Origin of the sequence: Methylomicrobium lacus LW14, assembly GCF_000527095.1 — a bacterium.
GTDB classification, from domain to species: domain Bacteria; phylum Pseudomonadota; class Gammaproteobacteria; order Methylococcales; family Methylomonadaceae; genus Methylomicrobium; species Methylomicrobium lacus.
On record NZ_AZUN01000001.1, the window covers coordinates 1,909,714 to 1,927,529 of the forward strand.

General features: G+C 55.5%; 12 protein-coding genes. 7 read left to right on the forward strand and 5 right to left on the reverse strand.

Annotated elements, in window-relative coordinates; genetic code table 11:
* Window positions 1-45: 45 nt before the first annotated feature.
* Genes METLA_RS20780 through METLA_RS0108605 form a run of 3 tightly spaced genes read right to left on the reverse strand, consistent with a single transcriptional unit; the run spans window position 46 to window position 3,840 of the window.
* Complete coding sequence (locus METLA_RS20780) at window positions 46-1,116, reverse strand: XdhC family protein (protein ID WP_036281593.1); 1,071 nt, start codon at window positions 1,114-1,116, stop codon at window positions 46-48.
* Window position 1,117: 1 nt separating this feature from the next.
* Window positions 1,118-3,370 (reverse strand): xanthine dehydrogenase family protein molybdopterin-binding subunit, encoded by a 2,253-nt coding sequence (locus tag METLA_RS0108600; protein WP_024298161.1) that lies wholly within the window; start codon window positions 3,368-3,370, stop codon window positions 1,118-1,120.
* On the reverse strand, window positions 3,367-3,840 hold the full coding sequence (locus tag METLA_RS0108605; protein WP_024298162.1) for a (2Fe-2S)-binding protein: 474 nt from the start codon (window positions 3,838-3,840) through the stop codon (window positions 3,367-3,369). Before METLA_RS0108605 ends, METLA_RS0108600 begins: the two co-directional genes overlap by 4 nt.
* A gap of 683 nt (window positions 3,841-4,523) precedes the next feature.
* Here METLA_RS0108605 and METLA_RS0108610 point away from each other — a divergent pair.
* The 4 genes from METLA_RS0108610 (at window position 4,524) to METLA_RS0108625 (ending at window position 11,492) form a co-directional block, all read left to right on the forward strand.
* Window positions 4,524-5,285, forward strand: coding sequence for a superoxide dismutase (locus METLA_RS0108610; protein WP_024298163.1), 762 nt, complete (start codon window positions 4,524-4,526; stop codon window positions 5,283-5,285).
* A 206-nt stretch (window positions 5,286-5,491) separates the two neighbouring features.
* Window positions 5,492-8,662: an efflux RND transporter permease subunit gene (locus tag METLA_RS0108615; RefSeq protein ID WP_024298164.1), complete on the forward strand. Its 3,171-nt coding sequence runs from the start codon at window positions 5,492-5,494 to the stop codon at window positions 8,660-8,662.
* Between the two features lie 175 nt (window positions 8,663-8,837).
* Window positions 8,838-10,043, forward strand: coding sequence for an efflux RND transporter periplasmic adaptor subunit (locus METLA_RS0108620; protein WP_024298165.1), 1,206 nt, complete (start codon window positions 8,838-8,840; stop codon window positions 10,041-10,043).
* A gap of 405 nt (window positions 10,044-10,448) precedes the next feature.
* A complete protein-coding gene (locus METLA_RS0108625; protein WP_024298166.1) occupies window positions 10,449-11,492 on the forward strand; it encodes an IS110 family RNA-guided transposase in 1,044 nt (347 codons plus the stop codon).
* Between the two features lie 594 nt (window positions 11,493-12,086).
* Here METLA_RS0108625 and METLA_RS0108630 read toward each other — a convergent pair.
* Both METLA_RS0108630 and METLA_RS0108635 read right to left on the reverse strand, forming a co-directional pair.
* Window positions 12,087-12,806 carry a hypothetical protein gene (locus METLA_RS0108630; RefSeq protein ID WP_024298167.1) on the reverse strand — a complete coding sequence of 240 codons (720 nt, stop codon included), beginning with the start codon at window positions 12,804-12,806 and terminating at the stop codon, window positions 12,087-12,089.
* 278 nt (window positions 12,807-13,084) lie between these two features.
* Complete coding sequence (locus METLA_RS0108635) at window positions 13,085-14,014, reverse strand: DUF2971 domain-containing protein (RefSeq protein ID WP_024298168.1); 930 nt, start codon at window positions 14,012-14,014, stop codon at window positions 13,085-13,087.
* Window positions 14,015-14,401: 387 nt separating this feature from the next.
* Between METLA_RS0108635 and METLA_RS0108640 the strand changes: the two genes are divergently transcribed.
* From METLA_RS0108640 to METLA_RS0108650, 3 genes are read left to right on the forward strand one after another with little or no spacing between them, the layout of a single operon-like run.
* Window positions 14,402-15,643 carry a site-specific integrase gene (locus tag METLA_RS0108640; protein WP_024298169.1) on the forward strand — a complete coding sequence of 414 codons (1,242 nt, stop codon included), beginning with the start codon at window positions 14,402-14,404 and terminating at the stop codon, window positions 15,641-15,643.
* The gene (locus tag METLA_RS0108645; RefSeq protein WP_024298170.1) at window positions 15,640-16,617 is read left to right on the forward strand and encodes a tyrosine-type recombinase/integrase; all 978 of its coding nucleotides are present in this window, start codon (window positions 15,640-15,642) and stop codon (window positions 16,615-16,617) included. Before METLA_RS0108640 ends, METLA_RS0108645 begins: the two co-directional genes overlap by 4 nt.
* Window positions 16,610-17,626, forward strand: a complete 1,017-nt coding sequence (locus METLA_RS0108650) for a tyrosine-type recombinase/integrase (protein ID WP_024298171.1) — start codon at window positions 16,610-16,612, stop codon at window positions 17,624-17,626. The genes METLA_RS0108645 and METLA_RS0108650 overlap by 8 nt, the downstream gene beginning before the upstream one ends.
* Window positions 17,627-17,816: the final 190 nt, after the last annotated feature.

Below are 17,816 nucleotides of genomic sequence, written 5' to 3' on the forward strand. Positions count from 1 at the left end.
ACCCGTCCAGCCAAAGCCCCCCCAATCGGCGATCGATGCCCGCATTTATGCAACCATGGCGCGAGCCTTCAGGCCCAATTGTCCGCCGCTTCGGCCTTTTAAGGCGGCCTGGATACCGGCGACAACCGCCAGGGCGATTTCTTCCGGCGTTTCCGCGCCGATGTCCAGCCCGACCGGGCCGAACACCCGATCCTCGATCAACTCGCCCGCCTCTTGCAGACTATGCAGCAAGCGCTCCCGGCGCTGCGCCGGCCCCAAAAGGCCGATGAACGGAATGCGCGACCCGGCGATCGCCGCCAGGAAACGCCGGTCATAGTCGAAATGATGCGTCATCAACACCACCGCGCTAAAGCGGTCCAGGTCCAGGTGGCTATCCAGCGCTTGCGGCAAGACATGCTGCACCGCGTCGGCCCCTAGAAACCGCTCCTTGCCGAGATAGCCGGGCCGGTAATCGGCCACGGTGACGCGCCAGCCCAGCGCCTTCGCGCATTGCACCAGCGGGATCGCATCGGTTCCGGCGCCGAGCACCAAGAGATGCGTCGGCGCTTGCAAAGGATCGTAAAAGGCCTTGACCTCATGGCCGCCGACCGTATGCGCTTCGAGGCGCGGCTTGGGTTGAGCTGCGGTGAATGGCAAAGGCGCGTCCTGCCGATCCGCCGAATCCGGCAGAAACAGGCTCCGGCCGACCGGAAAATCGGGATGCGCGGATTCGATCACGGTCACCAACAGGCCGGCGTTCTGAGCGGCATCGACGGTGGCAATGTGGTTTAACGGGCTGAAGTCGTCTTCCGCGCTCAATAATTGCAGAAAGATCCTGACCGCGCCGTTGCAGCCCATCCCCAGCCCCCAGACCGCGTCGGCAGGCGAGCGCATGTCGTAAAACACCGTCTTCGCCTTTCCGGTTTCGAAGACCGACCGCGCATGCTCGATCAGGTCCTGTTCGAAACAGCCGCCGCCGAGCAGGCCGGTCAATTCGCCGTCCGGGGCGATCAGCATTTTCGCACCTGCCTTTTGGTAGGTCGAGCCGAAGGTTTCGATGATGGTCGCCAGCACCAGTTTATCGGTTTGCCGGGACGCCGCCCGGTAAGCGGTCAGCAGATGATGATTTCTGGACATGCTAGCTCCAGCTCAAATCGGTTCTGGACAACGGCAGTTGCCGCACCCGGATTCCGGTGGCCGCGAAGATCGCATTGCAGACGGCCGGCGCCAACGGCGGCAGCGCCGGTTCGCCGAGACCGGTCACCGGGTAATCGGTTTTCAGGAAATGCACATCGACCTGGGTCGGCGCATCGCCGATCCTTATCATCGGGTAATCGCCGAAATTGCTCTGCACGATGCGCCCCTTGTCGATATCCAGTTCCTGATACATCAGTGCGCCAAGGCCGTCAATCACCGAACCCTGCACCTGATTTTCCGCGCCGCTGAGGTTCACGATTTGCGCGCCGATGTCGGTCGCTACGACCACGCGATCGACCTTCAGCTTGCCATCCTTCGACACGGTCACCTCGGCCACCTGCGCGATATAGCCGCGATGGCTGAAATGGAAGGCGATGCCCTGCCCCTGGCCGCGCGCATAGGTTTTCTTGCCCCAGTCGGCTTTTTCGGCCACATGCTGCAGCACATGCTTCATCCGGTTCACATCGTAGGGAATGCCCTGCTCGCCGGTGCCTTCCAGAAAACCCTTGTCGCCGAGGATTTCGAGGCGAAACGCCAAGGGGTCGCGGCCGGCCGCATGCGCCAGCTCGTCGATGAAACTGTGGAACACCCAGGCCAGCACATTGCTGCGCGGCGCCCGCCACGGCCCCATCGGGATGCCGCATTCGAGCGGCGTTTGCTCGATCCGGCAGTTTTCGACCCAGCGCCCCGGAAACTCGTCGCCGGACAGATTGGCGCCGCTGCCCACTTCGAGCTTCGGCTGGCCGTCCTTGAACACGATGTGCTCAAAGGTCACGAAATGGTCATGCCAGGCGATCAGCTTGCCGCTCGTGTCCACGCCGCCGCGCAAAAAGTGAAAACCGCCGGCACGGTACTGGTCGTGTTGCAGGTCGTCTTCGCGAGTCCAGGTCAGCTTGACCGGCGCCGCGACCTTCTGGGCGATCGCCACCGCTTCGATCAGATAGTCCGGAATCAGCCGGCGGCCGAAACCGCCGCCGCTGCGGGTGATGTTCAGGGTGATCTTTTCCTTCGGGATGCCGAGCGTTTCGGTCACGATCTTTTGCCCGGCCTCGGGGTTCTGGGTCGGCGCCCAGATTTCGACGGCGCCGTCCTGGTACCAGGCGGTGGCGTTCTGCGGCTCGATGCTCACATGCGAGATGAAGGGGTAACTGTAGGCCGCCTCGACCGTTTTCGCGGCTTTCTCCAGCGCGGTTGCCACGTTGCCGTCATTGCGCAGCACCTCGCTGCCCGGCTGTTTCGCCAAGGCATCGGCCTTGGCCGCGAAGCCCTTCCAGCTTTCCGCCGCAGTCTTGCCTTCGTCCCAGACGACCTTCAGGTGTTTCCGCGCACTGAAGGCGGCCCAGGTCGAATCGGCGACGATCGCGACGCCGGGCAGCAGGCCTTTCAGGTTACTGGTTCCCTCGATCACGAACGCATCGCGCACGCCGGGCAAGGCCTTGACTTCGTCGAGGTTCGCGCTGACCACCTTGCCGGCGAAAACCAGCGACTTGACGTAGGTCGCATAGAGCAAACCGGGCAGGCTCACGTCGATGCCGAACAAGGGCTTTCCGGTCACTATGCCGGGATTGTCGACCCCGCCGATACGCGTGCCCAGCAGTTTAAAATCGCGCGGGTCCTTCAGGCGCACTTCGCTGGCTGCGGGCACCGGCAAGCTCGCGGCCTTGGCGGCCAGCTTGCCGTAACCGAGGCTGCGTCCTGTGGCCGGATGATGTACGGCACTGTCCTTGGCCAGCAACTGGTCGACAGGAAGCTTCCAGGCCAGCGCGGCGGCCTGGATCAGCATCGTGCGCGCGGTCGCACCGAGACGGTGGAATTCTTCGTAATTGGTCGGCGTCGAGCGCGAACCGCCGGCGCTTTGGCTGCCGTAGATCGGGTCGAGATCGCCCTGCACGATCACCACGTCCTTCCAGTCCACTTCCAGTTCCTCGGCGATCACCATCGGCAGCGAGGTCTTGATGCCCTGGCCGATCTCCGGCTGCTTGCTGACCAGCGTGACCGTGCCGTTCGGCGCGATACGGATGAAGGCATTGGGCTTGAACTCGGCCAAGGCCTGTGCCTTGGAAGGCTTGGCGACCCGTTTCGCGGCGCTATCCGCCGTATTGACATAAAACCCCAGCACCAGGCCGCCTCCGGCCAATGCGGAAGTGCGCAGAAAGTCGCGGCGGGATGGATTTTTCGGCGCATTCGAGCTCATGCGTTCCTCCCGGCCGCGATTTCGGCGGCGCGGTGAATACCCGCGCGAATCCTGAGATAAGTCCCGCAGCGGCACAGATTGCCTTCCAGCGCCGCATCGATTTCCTGATCGGACGGCTGCGGCGATTTTTTCAGCAGCGCCACCGCGGTCATGATCTGACCGGCCTGACAGTAGCCGCACTGCGGCACATCGAGTTCCTGCCAGGCTTGTTGCAAGGGATGGTCACCATTCTTGGACAAGCCTTCGATCGTGGTGATTTTGCTTTTCCCGACGCTCGAAACCGGCGTCTGGCAGGCCCGTGTCGGCACCCCGTCCAGATGCACGGTGCAGGCCCCGCACTGGCCGATGCCGCAGCCGAATTTGGTGCCGACCAGATGCAGATGATCCCGCAAGATCCACAACAGCGGCGTGTCGTCGGCGACGTCTACCGTTTTCGGTACATTGTTTACGTTGAGCGTGTATTGACTCATGATGCGATATTTCTCCTGAGGCGAAAATTCCTGGCTCGTTTTGTGTCTGACATGCTTTTTATGCCCAACTTTTTGATGGTTTGAGCTGCCAATGGTTTTTGGATTCGGTTGTTGATGATGTTTTCGGATGGAAATGTAGAACAACGCGACCAACGGTCGGCGCTTTACGACTGCATGGATGCAGGAGTTAGAGCAATGCAGGAGCAATTGCCGAGTCGAATTAGTTGCCGAACATGACTTATGAACTTTCGGAAAGTTATGCAGAATTTGTACCGGATAGCGTTGGTACCGGTAAAACCGATTGATTCGGCTAATCGAGGAGCAAAAAAGCGCTGTCCATCTCGGCAAGCTGTTGACTTACAAACATCGCCTGTTCACCGACTGTTGATTTTTGAACAATCTCATCAGCACAGAATCCATTTATCTAGGCCGCACCCACTACTTCCAATAGCATAGCCCGGGTGAAACGCAGTGGAATCCGGTATATCGAAGCCAGAATGCCCCCGGATTCCGCTATGCCGCATCCAGGCTACTTGCTAACCCATCACAATAGTGCAGAGACTGGATCACTCAACGGCGTTATTTTTGCATGTATTGAGAGATTGCATGCGAGCATAGATTTGTAGACGCGACAACCCTGTATCCTGTTTTTAGCTTGAATTCTCAATTGAAGGAGTCAAACCATGAGTACCAATAATTCCCGTCGCGATTTTCTGAGCATCGCCACAGCAGGAGCGGCATTGGCGCTGCTGGAACCGGAACAGGCTCTGGCAGCCTCCGAAACGAAATCAGCCCTCGTTACGACCTTGCCGGATGCGTTCAGCACGGAACATGCAGCCAAACCCTTGAGCTTCGACCCTGCCAAACTGGACGGCCTATCCGAGAAGCTGATCCGCTCGCATTGGGAAAACAATTACGGCGGCTCGGTCAAGGCTCTGAATGCGGTCAAGAAAAAACTGGCGTCCTTCCGTGAAGATGCGGACCTTCCGGCTTTCGTTTACAACGATTTGAAACGAGAACATTTACTGCGCACCGGTTCGGTAGTGTTACACGAGCTGTATTTCAGCAATTTGGGAAGCACCGCAAAGCCGGAAGCTGCCTTACGCAATTTGATCGGCTCGGCCTTCGGCTCCTTCGAGACCTGGGAAAAAGAATTCAGACGCATCGGCGCCGGGCTCAGCGGCGGCTCCGGCTGGGTCACGCTAGGCCTGAATCTGCACACCGGTCTGCTCGAAAATTACTGGCAGTGGGATCATCTGCACGCACCCGCAGCGACCATGCCGATTCTGGTGCTGGATATGTACGAACATTCGTACCAAATGGACTACGGCGCCGCGGCGCCGGCTTACCTGGATGCCTTCTTCCGCAACATCCATTGGGAATCGGTCGCCTCCCGCCTGAATACCGCCTTGAAATTACTGGCACTTGCCCGGCAATCAACGTAGATACTGTTGGTTTACGGACACCTTCTGTATCCCGCCTGCTGATTTTTCAACAAGACCGCTCTTTCGATTAGCCCTCCCCTGCGCCAAATAACGGCCAAACGGCAGGCAATAAGCCGTAACCCTCAGCTTGGTATGTAATTTGCGTATATAAAGCACAAGCTTTTCCAACTCAGGCTCAATCACAACGGATCGTTCAAGCCCTCTTCATGTGGATCGTTCAAATCGCCCTCCGCCGCCCCTATACCTTCGTGGTGGCGGCCCTGCTGATTCTTTTGTCCACGCCTTATGTCTTGCGCAAGATGCCGACCGACATTTTTCCGACGATCGACATTCCGGTCGTCGCGATGCTGTGGCAATACAACGGCATGCCCGCCAAGGAAATCGCCGACCGACTGACCGGCTCGGTCGAACGCTCGATGAGCCTGATCGACGGCATCGAGCACAGCGAATCGCTGTCTTACGCCGGCGCGGCGGTGATCAAGGTGTTTTTCCATCCGGACACCGACATCCGTACCGCGATCGCGCAGGTGATGTCCAGCAGCAACTCGGTCTATCGCTCGCTGCCGACCAATGTCGCGCCGCCGCAGGTGATCCAGTATTCGGCCTCCGACCTGCCGCTGGTGCAGCTCGGCATCTCCAGCAGCACGGTGCCGGAAACGGAGGTGAACGACCTGACCAACAACATCGTCCGCACTGAGCTGCAATCCAAGCGCGGCGTCGCGGTGACCAATCCGTTCGGCTCGAAGAGCCGGCAGATCACCGTCGATACAGACGTGCCGGCCCTGCTGGCCCGCGGCCTGACGCCGACCGACCTGTCGGATGCGCTGGCCGAACAAAACCTGATCCTGCCGACCGGCACGATCAAGATCGGCTCGACCGAATACGACGTGACATTGAACGGCGCGATCGCGGCGATTCCGCGCCTCGGCGAGCTTCCAGTGCGTACCGATCACGGCGCGACGACCCTGATCCGCGATGTCGCGATCGTCCGCGACGGCCCCGCGCCGACCACGACGATAGCCCGCCAGAACGGCGAGCGCGGCATACTCAATTCTGTCTTCAAGATCGGCAATGTTTCCACGCTGGAAGTGGTCGAGCACGTCCGGCAAGCGATTCCGAAAATGCTGGAGCTGATGCCGGAAGGCATCAACATGCGACTGATGTTCGACCAATCGCTGTTCGTGAAGGCGGCGATCGGCAACGTGCTGCACGAGGCGCTGATCGCGGCCGCCCTGACCGCGGCGATGTTGCTCCTGTTTCTCGGCAACTGGCGCACCACCTGCATCATCGCGGTCTCGATTCCGCTGGCGATCATGGTCTCGCTGATCATGCTGTATCTGATCGGCGAAACGATCAATCTGATGACGATGGGCGGGCTCGCGCTGGCGGTCGGCATCCTGGTCGACGACGCGACCGTCGAGATCGAGAACATCGAACGGCAGATGCTGCTGGGCAAAAATCCGCAGCAAGCGATTCTGGACGGCGCCGCCGAAATCGCGATGCCGGCCTTCGTCTCGACCCTGTGCATCTGCATCGTGTTCGTGCCGATGTTCTTCCTGACCGGCGTCGCGCGCAGCCTGTTCGTGCCGATGGCCGAGGCGGTGGTGTTCGCGATGCTGGCCTCCTATATTTTGTCGCGCACGCTGGTGCCCACCCTGGTGATGTATGTGATGGCCGGCCATCACGGCCGTCTTGACGCGCCGCCGGGCAATGCGCTGGCGCGCGCTTTCAAGAGTCTGCACCATGCCTTCGAGCACGGTTTCGAAAGCTTCCGCGGCCATTACGTGGTGCTGGCCAGCCACCTGCTGAACCATCGGCGGCGTTACGGCACGGCGATCCTGGGCTTCTGTCTGTTGTCGCTGGGCCTCACGCCGCTGCTGGGACGGGACCTGTTTCCGGCGGTGGATGCCGGCCAGATCAGGCTGCACGTGCGCGCGGCATCGGGCACCCGGATCGAGGAGATGCCGCAGCAAATCGACGCGGTGGAGGCCTTTATCCGCAAAAGCATTCCGAGCCAGGAACTCAGCGACATGCTGGACATCATCGGCGGCCCGTACAGTACCCGCAACACATTGTTCGGCAACTCCGGCACGGTCGAGACCGCCGACACCGAGATCATGATTTCGCTGACGCCGGGCCGGCATGCGCCGAGCGGCGACTACATCAAGGCCCTGCGCGCAGAGTTGCCGCGCCGCTTCCCTGCCCTGGAGTTCTTTTTCCAGCCGGCCGACCAGGTCAGCCAGACCTTGAATTTCGGCGTGCCGGCGCCGATCGACGTGCAGTTCATCGGCGGCAAGCCTGACGACGTGATACCGCAGGTGCGGATGTTTCAGAACCGGCTGCGCCAAATCCCCGGCATCGTCGATGCGCATGTTTACCAGCGCATGAACCGCCCAGCCCTCGATTTGGAAATGAATCGCCAGCAACTGCAACAGCTCGGCCTGTCGGCGCGCGACGTGGCGCAAAACCTGCTATTGACCCTGAGCGGCAGCATGCAGACCGCGCCCTCCTACTGGCTGAATCCGGCCAACGGCAACACCGTCAACATCGGCGTGATGGGCAATCCCTTGACGCTGGACAGCCTGGACGCTCTGCTGCGCACCCCGGTCGGCGGCGGCAGCGACGGCCAGCCGCAACTGCTCGGCAATCTGGTCAAACTGAAACGCTCGCAACTGCCGGCCATGGTGACCCATTACAACTCGAACAATGTCTTCAATATCTACGCCAGCGTCGAGGGACGCGACCTCGGCTCGATCAGCAACGACATCGATAAACTGATCGAAGAAAGCCGGACTGCCCTGCCCCGCGGCGTCGAATTGACGGTGCGCGGCCAGATCGAAACGCTGAACGGCTCCTTCATCGGCCTGGCCTCAGGCCTTGCGGTGGCGATCGTGCTGCTGTATCTGTTGCTGGTGGTGAACTTCCAGTCCTGGCTCGACCCGTTGATCATCGTCAGCGCCTTGCCGGCCGCCTTGGCCGGCATCGCCTGGACCCTGTACCTGACCGGCACGACGCTCAGCATACCGGCACTGACCGGCAGTATCATGGCGATGGGGGTAGTGACCGCCAACAGCATCCTGCTGGTGTCGTTCGCCCGCAGCCGGCTGAGCGCCGGAGTGCCGCCGACGACGGCCGCCCTGGAAGCCGCCGCGACCCGGCTGCGCCCGGTGCTGATGACCGCCTTTGCGATGATCGTCGGCATGCTGCCGATGGCTATCGGATGGGGCGAAGGCGCCGAGCAGAACGCGCCTTTAGGCCGCGCGGTGATCGGCGGCCTGACCTTTGCGACCGCCTCTACGCTGCTGTTCGTGCCGATCGTATTCGTCGCGATGCATCAATGGCTGCAATCTGTCCATCCGAAACACATACCCATTTAACCTTATGACACCAACATCCACGAAGCATGCAGTAAACAGAAAGCGGGACGGAGTTTTAACTCCGTCCCCATCGTTTTGACGATGCCGATAGCTTGAAACATCGGTAAAACCTTGCGGACAGGGCAATATGCCCCGTCCGGCGAACCCATCAAAATCACCCACCAGGAAATATCATATGTCTAGTCAACTTTCGCCCGCATTCGCCCTGCCGCCCACGGCCAATCCCCGGCGCACCCTGAACATCGCCGGCAAAGCCGGATCGGCACTCCTGTTGCTGCTACTCGGCGCCGGCGTCTTTCGCTACGCGGTGAATCAGAGCGCGGCGGAAAGCCTGGCTCTACACACCGCCGACAGCCTGCAACGCAGCGTGATCGCGGTGCATCCGCGTCCCGGCGAGGCCTTGCGCAAACTGGTATTGCCGGCTAGCCTGAAGGGCTATACCGAAACCCAGGTTTTCGCGCGCACCAACGGCTACCTGAAAGCCTGGCACAAGAACATCGGCGATACGGTCAAAAAGGGCGATCTGCTGGCCGAGATCGACGTGCCGGAACTGGAACACGAACTGGCGCAGGGCCGGGCCGCGCAGGCTCAGGTCAAGGCCCGCCTGGAGCTGACGCGCTCGACATGGGAACGCTGGCGGCAACTGAGCGAAACCGACGGCGCGCCGAAGCAGGAGGTCGACGAAAAACGCGCCGCCTTCCTGCAGGCGGAAGCCGACCTGGCCGCCGCTACGGCGAATGTCAGACGCCTGGAAAACATCGAAAACTACCGCCGCGTGATCGCGCCGTTCGATGGCGTGATTACTCGCCGCGCGGTCGACGTCGGCAGCCTGATCGGCGCCGGCACCCAGGAATTGTTCGCGCTGACCCAGACCGACCCGCTGCGCCTGAGCGTCTGGGTGCCGCAGGCCTATGCCGACGACATCGAGGCCGGCCAGACCGCGTCGGTGCGCCCGCTCGGAACGCAAGGCCAGGCTATCAGCGCCCGCATCGATCATGTCGCCGGCGCCTTGGATCCTGTCACGCGCTCCCGGCAAGCCGAGATCAGCCTGCCGAATCACGACAGTCAGTTGCTGCCGGGCGCCTATGTCGAAATCGCGATCGACATTGCGCAGAAGGCAAGCCCGCTGCTGGTGCCGGCCAATGCGCTGGTGATGGACAAGGACGGCACGCACGCGGTCATCGTCGATGGCCAAGGCCGGATCGACCTGCGCCAGGTAAAAATAGGCCGCGATTTCGGCCGCGAGGTCGAGATTCTGGAAGGCATCGCCGCGAACGACGTGCTGGTCGCAAGCCCTTCGGATCTATTGACCCAGGGCGAGACGGTCAGCGTCGTGGAGGCCGAGGGCAAGGCGAGCGAGAAGCTGGCGTCCAGATCGTGAGAACTTAGAGTATTCTGGTTCCCAAGTGCCACGTCACTGCCATTAAGTTAAGCCAATCATGGTAAGAAGTTAAGCCGTTCGTGGTGAGCTTGTCGAACCATGAACGGTTTAACTTCGGGGCTTCGGATGATTCCGTTCACCCTTCGACAAGCTCAGGGCGAACGGAATCATCCTTAACTTAATGGCAGTGAAGTGCCACGTGGGAGCGAGCATTCCTTATCGGCCAATTGCGGACCGCTAGGTTGCGGTCGTGAATGACAGCGATTGAATAGATACCTGCCTTCCTGCTTAGCTATAAATGCTTGATTGCAAGACCTAATGGAATGGTCCGCCCCACTTCCCAAGCGGCCGAAATGGGGCCAAGATGGTATTTTCTATACCCTCTCAACAGAAGCGAGGCAGACCATGGCAAACGATCATACAAACACCGACAATGTCGTCAAAGTATTGGGCATTGATTTGGCTAAACAAAGCTTCCATTTATACGGTGTCGATGTTGCCGGGCAGCGCGTCATCAACAAAACGCTCAGTCGCAAGCAACTGGCCGCTTTCGTGGCCAATCTGCCCCCTTGTCTGATTGGGCTGGAAGCGTGTGGCGGAGCCCACCATTGGGCGCGCCGTTTTAGCGCGTTCGGCCATACGGTGCGCATGATGGCGCCGCAGTTCGTCAAGCCCTACGTCAAATCGAACAAAAATGACGCGGTCGATGCAGAAGCCATTTGCGAGGCGGTACAACGCCCCAACATGCGTTTTGTGCCGACCAAGGGGATCGAACAACAAGACATTCAAAGCCTACATCGGGTGCGTAGCCAGCTGGTGTCCCGGCGCACCGCGCAAGCCAATCAGGTGCGCGGTCTATTATTGGAATACGGCCTGGTGATCCCGAAAGGCATTCATCATGTCAGGAAAGCCTTGCCGGCGCTTCTGGAAGATTCGGAGAATGCCTTATCCGCCTTATTCCGGGAATTGCTCAATGAACTTTATGATGAAATGGGGTATTTGGATCAACGCATTGCGACGCTTGAACGGAAATTAGCGGCCATCAGCGCTCAGCATGAAGACTGCCAACGGTTGATGACGATTCCGGGCGTGGGGCTACTAACCGCGACCGCGCTGCTCGCGGCCATCGGCGACATTAGCGTCTTTAAAAGCGGTCGGGAACTGGCAGCCTGGTTAGGGTTGGTGCCCCGGCAGCATTCCACCGGCGGCAAGCCGACGCTATTAGGCATCAGTAAGCGTGGCGATGCCTATTTGCGGACGTTGCTGATTCACGGCGGGCGCTCGGTTTCGCGGGTGGCACACAAGCACGAGGACAAGCATCATCTCTGGATCAGCGACATCAAGCGTCGACGCGGCGAAAATATTTCCAATGTCGCGGTGGCCAACAAGAATGCCCGCATTGCCTGGGCATTGCTGACCAAGAAAGAAAATTATCGGGCGGCAGCATGAGGGCCATATCACTCTTCAAAAGGGGAAGCTCTTCCTGTCGAGCCAAACAGTGAAACGGGTAAACATCAGCAACGAATTGCGGAGATAACATTCAAGTGATGGCATAAAAGGTAACACCTGCATTCCAAGAGCCTGCTGGGGTCTCGGGCTCATTTGAAGCCGTAGACCTGATGAGGTGGGAATGCGCGAATTCCATCAGGGCCGGAAGTCATTGAGCACTTCATCATAAGGCCGGATATATGGGCGCATTATTTCTTTATGTCACATGTGAATTTTTTCTTGCAATACGGGGCGGACCATATATGATCCTATCTTTCCTGCCCACCAATCACAGCAAAATCGTGTTGGTAGAAAAGCGCTGCTCACCCCAGGGCAATTGCACGAACAGAATTTGCTAATATACGCTGGATGAGAGAACATAAATTTCTGCAAGACTAACCCGTATTTTGTACAAATTCTGCGTAGAATAATCTTCGCTTAAGACTATGGATGGCATAAGAAGAGGCTTTTGTAGCTATCTATATTAGCAATCACTGTTCATGCAATTGACCTGCTGCTCACCCTACGCGACTAATAGGCCAATAGTAAGCGAATTTAATTTTGAGGGGATTCACTCCGAATTATATCCTGCATAATTCGATGAGATTTTAATTCGATTGAATTTATAGCTTGTACAATTTCAGTTATATAAAATCTGGTATTCACAGATTCTAAAATATGCAATAATTTTTCATGATCATTATTATTTTTTGCCTTGGCAATCTCTTCATGTATTCTTGTTGTCCACATTTCAAAATCACCTACACTTTTTGTAAAGAGATCAAGTTCTGATAAAAGCTCTGGAAAATACAATATTATGATCATTCTCGATTTATAAAGCGGATTCTGACTTAAACTATCTTGATCCATCTTGAAAATGTCATTCACTTTTTTATTATGCCATGGATAAATATCGTAAATAGAGCTCATCAATTCTTCTAGTTTTATTCTGCTAAGGGTTTTCCTTTCTTTTGATGCCCAGTCTTTATGGTTAACAGCCGTTTTAACTTCTTCCGTTATTTTAGTTTGAGCTTTGACTTGGTTGAGTAGATCCTGAAAATCGGATTTGGTGGCAAAGTTTTCACCTCGTTTTCGGAAATAAGATGTTAGATAGGATGTAGACGCTGATGTCAGAAAAATAAGTAAAAGTAAAATTAAATAATGATTTAAATTAAAAAGTATTTGTTCATTTACTATTTGTTCAGTGACCTGTTTAACGAGATGCTCAGGAAAGGTTAGCCTCGTGGTTAAATTTTCAATTCCTATGGAATCCATGCTGTTTTCCTTATCTTCAAAATGGGCTCAGCCCCCATTTTTCTGGTTGAAATAGTGCGGATTTGATCTGTCATATACAGGAATAAGCTTAAAACTCTGCTTACGCCATTAATTCATATAACGTAAATTAAACAAAATTGATTGGCAAAAACCGGCCAATAGGAGGCATTCAAGGATTTAAGCGCAATGGCAGCTGCAAAACAGAAAATTGTCGTTCACCCCCTATTACACTCGCCATAGCGAAGCTAAGGTCTACTGGAAATAATTATTAGGATTCATCATCTTGACAACCCTCTATCAATTCTCCTCATACCTGCAAGATAGTCATCCAGAAAACCGGCGCCACCTATCACTCGCATAGGGTTACTATCTGCTGCGATTTCTCGATGAAAATCTTCAATAGAACACCATCCACACTTTTTCATCCCGGCAATTGGTTCTTTACAAACTGAGCACGAATGAGGCGCTGCGCTGATTGAACCTTGGTCGAAAATATATGTAGATCCAGATTCATCAATGAAATAAGGTTTTGCACTACTTCTGCCGATTACCATTTGATAACCGCTGCAATCACAGGCGCCAATTATTTGCCGTGCTGCTGAACGAGTATCGGTTGTTGCTTTCGCTCCCAAGATGATTGCCGTTATACAATCAATGGGAATAGAGAACAGCATCAAGCCAGAGCTATCGTCAATGTATTCGGAAGGTGAAACTAATCGGCGTTCTTGTTCGTAGCTCCAGCAAGCGCTTTTTGTATAGTAGGCGCCGCTCATAACTGCCTGCCAGAGAAAATATGTATGGCGAGGCTTCATGGTGCCAAAGGCCATGTGAAGGTGATCAATTATGTAATCATGTGGTTCATCTTGATAATCGACGTCTCCGAATCTAACTTCAGGGAACCTCTCTTGAATTTTTTCTTCGTCTACTTCTATCACTAGACCGCAGTGGTTATGAGCATAATGAGCCCACATCGGAATTACGCTCGGGGATTTGGAGAAACAAGTTGTTGCGTTTTGTGGCACCTTACCTACCGTTTCGGCGTAGAAGGCCAGTATTTCCGGTTTCTGATTGAAGTCTATTGTTAGGAAAAGTTCGTACGGATCGTTGAAATCTTGCGGATATGAGCACTTAAACTGGCAAATCCCATCCTGTGCGAAAGCCTTTTCTAGTACGTCTGGCCCAATGTATTTGTAGATTTTCTTGCTCAAGATAACTCCGATGATTTGTATATGATGTCTAACAAGAATTAAATAGTAAGATGTATATCTACCACGAAACCAACTGATTCTCAATAAATAAATTATCCGTCTACAATATTCTCCCTTTCTTATGTCAATCGATCCGCTGAAAATTAGCGGCTGGTTAGGATTAGATTGCGGTCGTTCCATTTAGCATAGTGACCGGCAACAACGGGTCGCTATGTTGAGCTTAACATAGCGACCCCTATGTGTAGTTGCAAACTATGTGTAGCTTGTTGATCTTTATTGCCTGAGAGATTGAGCGCGACTGGGTTTGAGCCGAGATGCTTTATCCGTAGCTTGACATAGTTTTGCCGAAGTCCTGAAGTGAAAACTCATTCACCTCAGGAGATTGCCATGTATTCTAATCACCATACCAGCAGTTGGCTGCTTGAAAGCCAATTAGCTCCTTTCGTTGATGCTTTTATGCTGCGCTTGTTCGACTGCCGCTATGCATTCAATACCATTAATAATTACCTTGCCGGACTGACCCATTTTGCTCACTGGCTTACCGAGAGCCATATTGATGTCAAAACCATCGACGAAAGGCTAATCCAGCGTTTTCTGGATGATCATCTGCCGAACTGCTGCTGCGAGAAACCGGCATTCTCTGATGCCAAGGATTTACATGCGGCACTGGGCCATTTACTGAGAGTTCTGCGGGTCAACGCCATCATCGCCGATTCATCGATAGGCCAAACGCCCGTAGACGAGGAGCTTCGACGATTCGATGACCACATGAGCCATGTGCGTGGACTCGCTGCCAGAACACGTAAACAGTATCTTGCTGTCGTTCGCTGCCTGCTATTAGCGCAGTTTGCTGATCGAGAGGTCGTGATTGCTGCGATCAAAGCAAACCAGATTCGCCAGTTCATAGCCAGCCAAAGCTCGCAATGTCGTGTGGCGTCCAGTATCGGCGCATCGGTTTCGGCATTACGCAGTTATTTTCGCTATCGCGCTACCCTGGGCGATGCAGTCCATCATTTAATAGGTGCCACCAGTTTTCCGGCCAACTGGCAACAAGCTTCGCTACCGAAAACCCTGACCAAGCACGAAGTTGAACGCTTATTAGGTGCGCTTGCGCAGGATGGCCCGGCGGCGCTCCGAACGGCGGCCATCGTGCATTGCGCATTGGACCTTGGCTTACGCAGTAGCGAGGTCGCTTACCTTGGACTGGATGACATCGATTGGTCTGCGGCGACAATTACACTACGTGGCACCAAGGGTCGACGTGAAGCTATCATGCCCTTACCAGCAGCCACCGGTCAAGCGATTGCCGATTACCTGAAGTATGAACGACCACCCACCAGCAATCGTGCGGTGTTCGTGCGTAACGTGGCGCCACGCGATCAGCCTGTCGGCCCTGATCTGATCCGAAAATCGATCCGTCAGGCTTATGCGCGTGCGGGTTTACCCTATACGCGGTCGCATCTTCTGCGGCATACCATGGCTAGCAGACTCCTGGAGAGTGGTAGTTCCCTCAAAGAAGTCGCGGATGTCTTACGGCATCGGTCACTTAATACCACGCTGGTTTACGCCAAACTCGACAGCCAGAACCTGGCGGCAGTCGCTTTGCCTTGGCCTGGGAGTGCGTCATGAATGCCCCTATCACGATGGCCACCCATGCCGAAAATTACTTGCATGAACGGCGGCGACTAGGCTTTGGCTTGCGCTCGCCTGGCTACTCGATTATCAGTTTTGCTCATTATATTGATGCCTTGAACACCCAAGAACCGCTAACCGTCGAGATGATGGCAGATTGGGCACGACAAGACCAGGGACATAGCGCTGATCCTACCACCTGGGCGAGGCGGTTGAAGCATCTGCGCTCGTTTTGCCGTTACCTGCGACAATTTGAGCCGCGCACCGAGGTGCCCGACGACAGTCTCTTTGGCCGAGTCGGCCAGCGATTAGCGCCGCACATTTATAGCGGGCAGGAGATTATCGACTTGCTGAATGCCGCGCATAACCTGGATTCCTTTATTCCAGGGCTTAGGGGTGCCACTTACGAGACGTTGTTCGGGTTACTCGCGTCCACGGGTCTGCGAATTTCCGAAGCCTTGCATTTACTGGATTCGAATGTCGATCTAAAGGCTGGCATACTCACCATACGGCAAACCAAATTTGCCAAATCACGCTATGTACCGCTCCATCCCAGCACGGTGGATGCATTAAGGCAATACCAATCACTACGAAATCGTCATATCGAGGTGTCCGATGAGACACGATTTTTTGTGGGCGATCGTGGCCGACGGCTAGGACAACCGCTCAGTCAAAGGCAAGTTCATCGCGTATTCATCGCTATACGCAATCACTTGGGCTGGATTAATCGGGGTGCTCACAATGGCCCGCGCATTCACGACTTGCGACATACGTTTATAGTCCGCCGTATACTGCTGTGGCAAACCCAAGGCACGAATGTCGACCAACAGATGCTGGCATTATCTACCTATGTCGGGCATGCCATGGTCACCAATACGTACTGGTATCTCACTGGCATTCCTGAGCTCATGGCCGGGGCGGCCAATCGGTTTGAAGCCTTTGCGCAGCTACCGGAGACAGGCCATGACTAAAACAACAGCACCCCATCCAGTCTCCTTCTCGGCTTTGGTCCAGCAGTTTTTTACCGAATATCTGGTCAATCAACGTGCCATGAGTCCGCGCACGATTGCCTCGTATCGGGATGCCATGTTGCTATTCCTGGATTTCACCCGCCATCACCTGGGTAAAATGCCGACGGCGCTGAATTTAGCGGATATAACGCCGGATTTGATCCTGGCCTTCTTGGACCATTTAGAGCAGCATCGCCACAACGCAGTGCGTAGCCGGAACTTGAGGCTGACCGCCTTACGTGCATTTTTGAAATTCGCCGCCCGACGCGATGTATCGTCATTTTTTGTCATCGAACAGGCGTTGGGTATCCCCATGAAGCGGTTCGAACGCCCCATGTTGGGTTTTCTGAGCCGCGAGGAGATGTTAGCAATCTTGGGCCAACCCGGTGAAACCTGGACATCCCAGCGTGACCATCTGTTGCTGACCCTACTTTACAACACCGGTGCTCGCGTTTCTGAAATCATTGGCGTCAAGGTCGGTGATATCGTCATGGGTGAATCGGCTTGTGTCCATCTGCGCGGCAAGGGCCGTAAGCAGCGTTCAACACCTTTATGGAAAAGCACGATCCAGGAAATTCGAGCTTGGTTAAAGCACAACCCAACGTTAAGCGTTGATTCACCACTGTTACCGAATCGAGATGGCCAGTCAATGTCGCGATTTAACGTCACGCAGCGACTCAATCTTGCAGTCGCGCATGCTGCCCAGACGATGAGCAGTCTTTCCAAACGAAAGATATCGCCACACACCATCCGTCATACCACGGCCATGCATCTACTCCAGTCGGGTGTGGCTTTTAACGTGATTGCCCTATGGCTGGGACATGAGAGCACGACCACTACCCATCGGTACGTAGAGGCCGACTTGGCGATGAAGAATAAAGCGCTGGCAAGGCTCCAATCACCGGAAACAAAAAGTTGCCGTTACCATCCTGATGACGATACATTGATGCAGTTTCTTCAGGCGCTGTAATTATGTGTAGTTGAGGTTTGCCCCAAGTGACAGCACTCAAGGGTGGACCTCAACGGTAAAATTGCATATACACATAGTTTGCCACTACACATAGGGGTCGAACTCGAACATTCGATGTAAGATTCCGTCGAGACTTATTTTGGAAGCTGTCAGATCAAATTCATATTTTTACAGATAAATTCATTTCCGT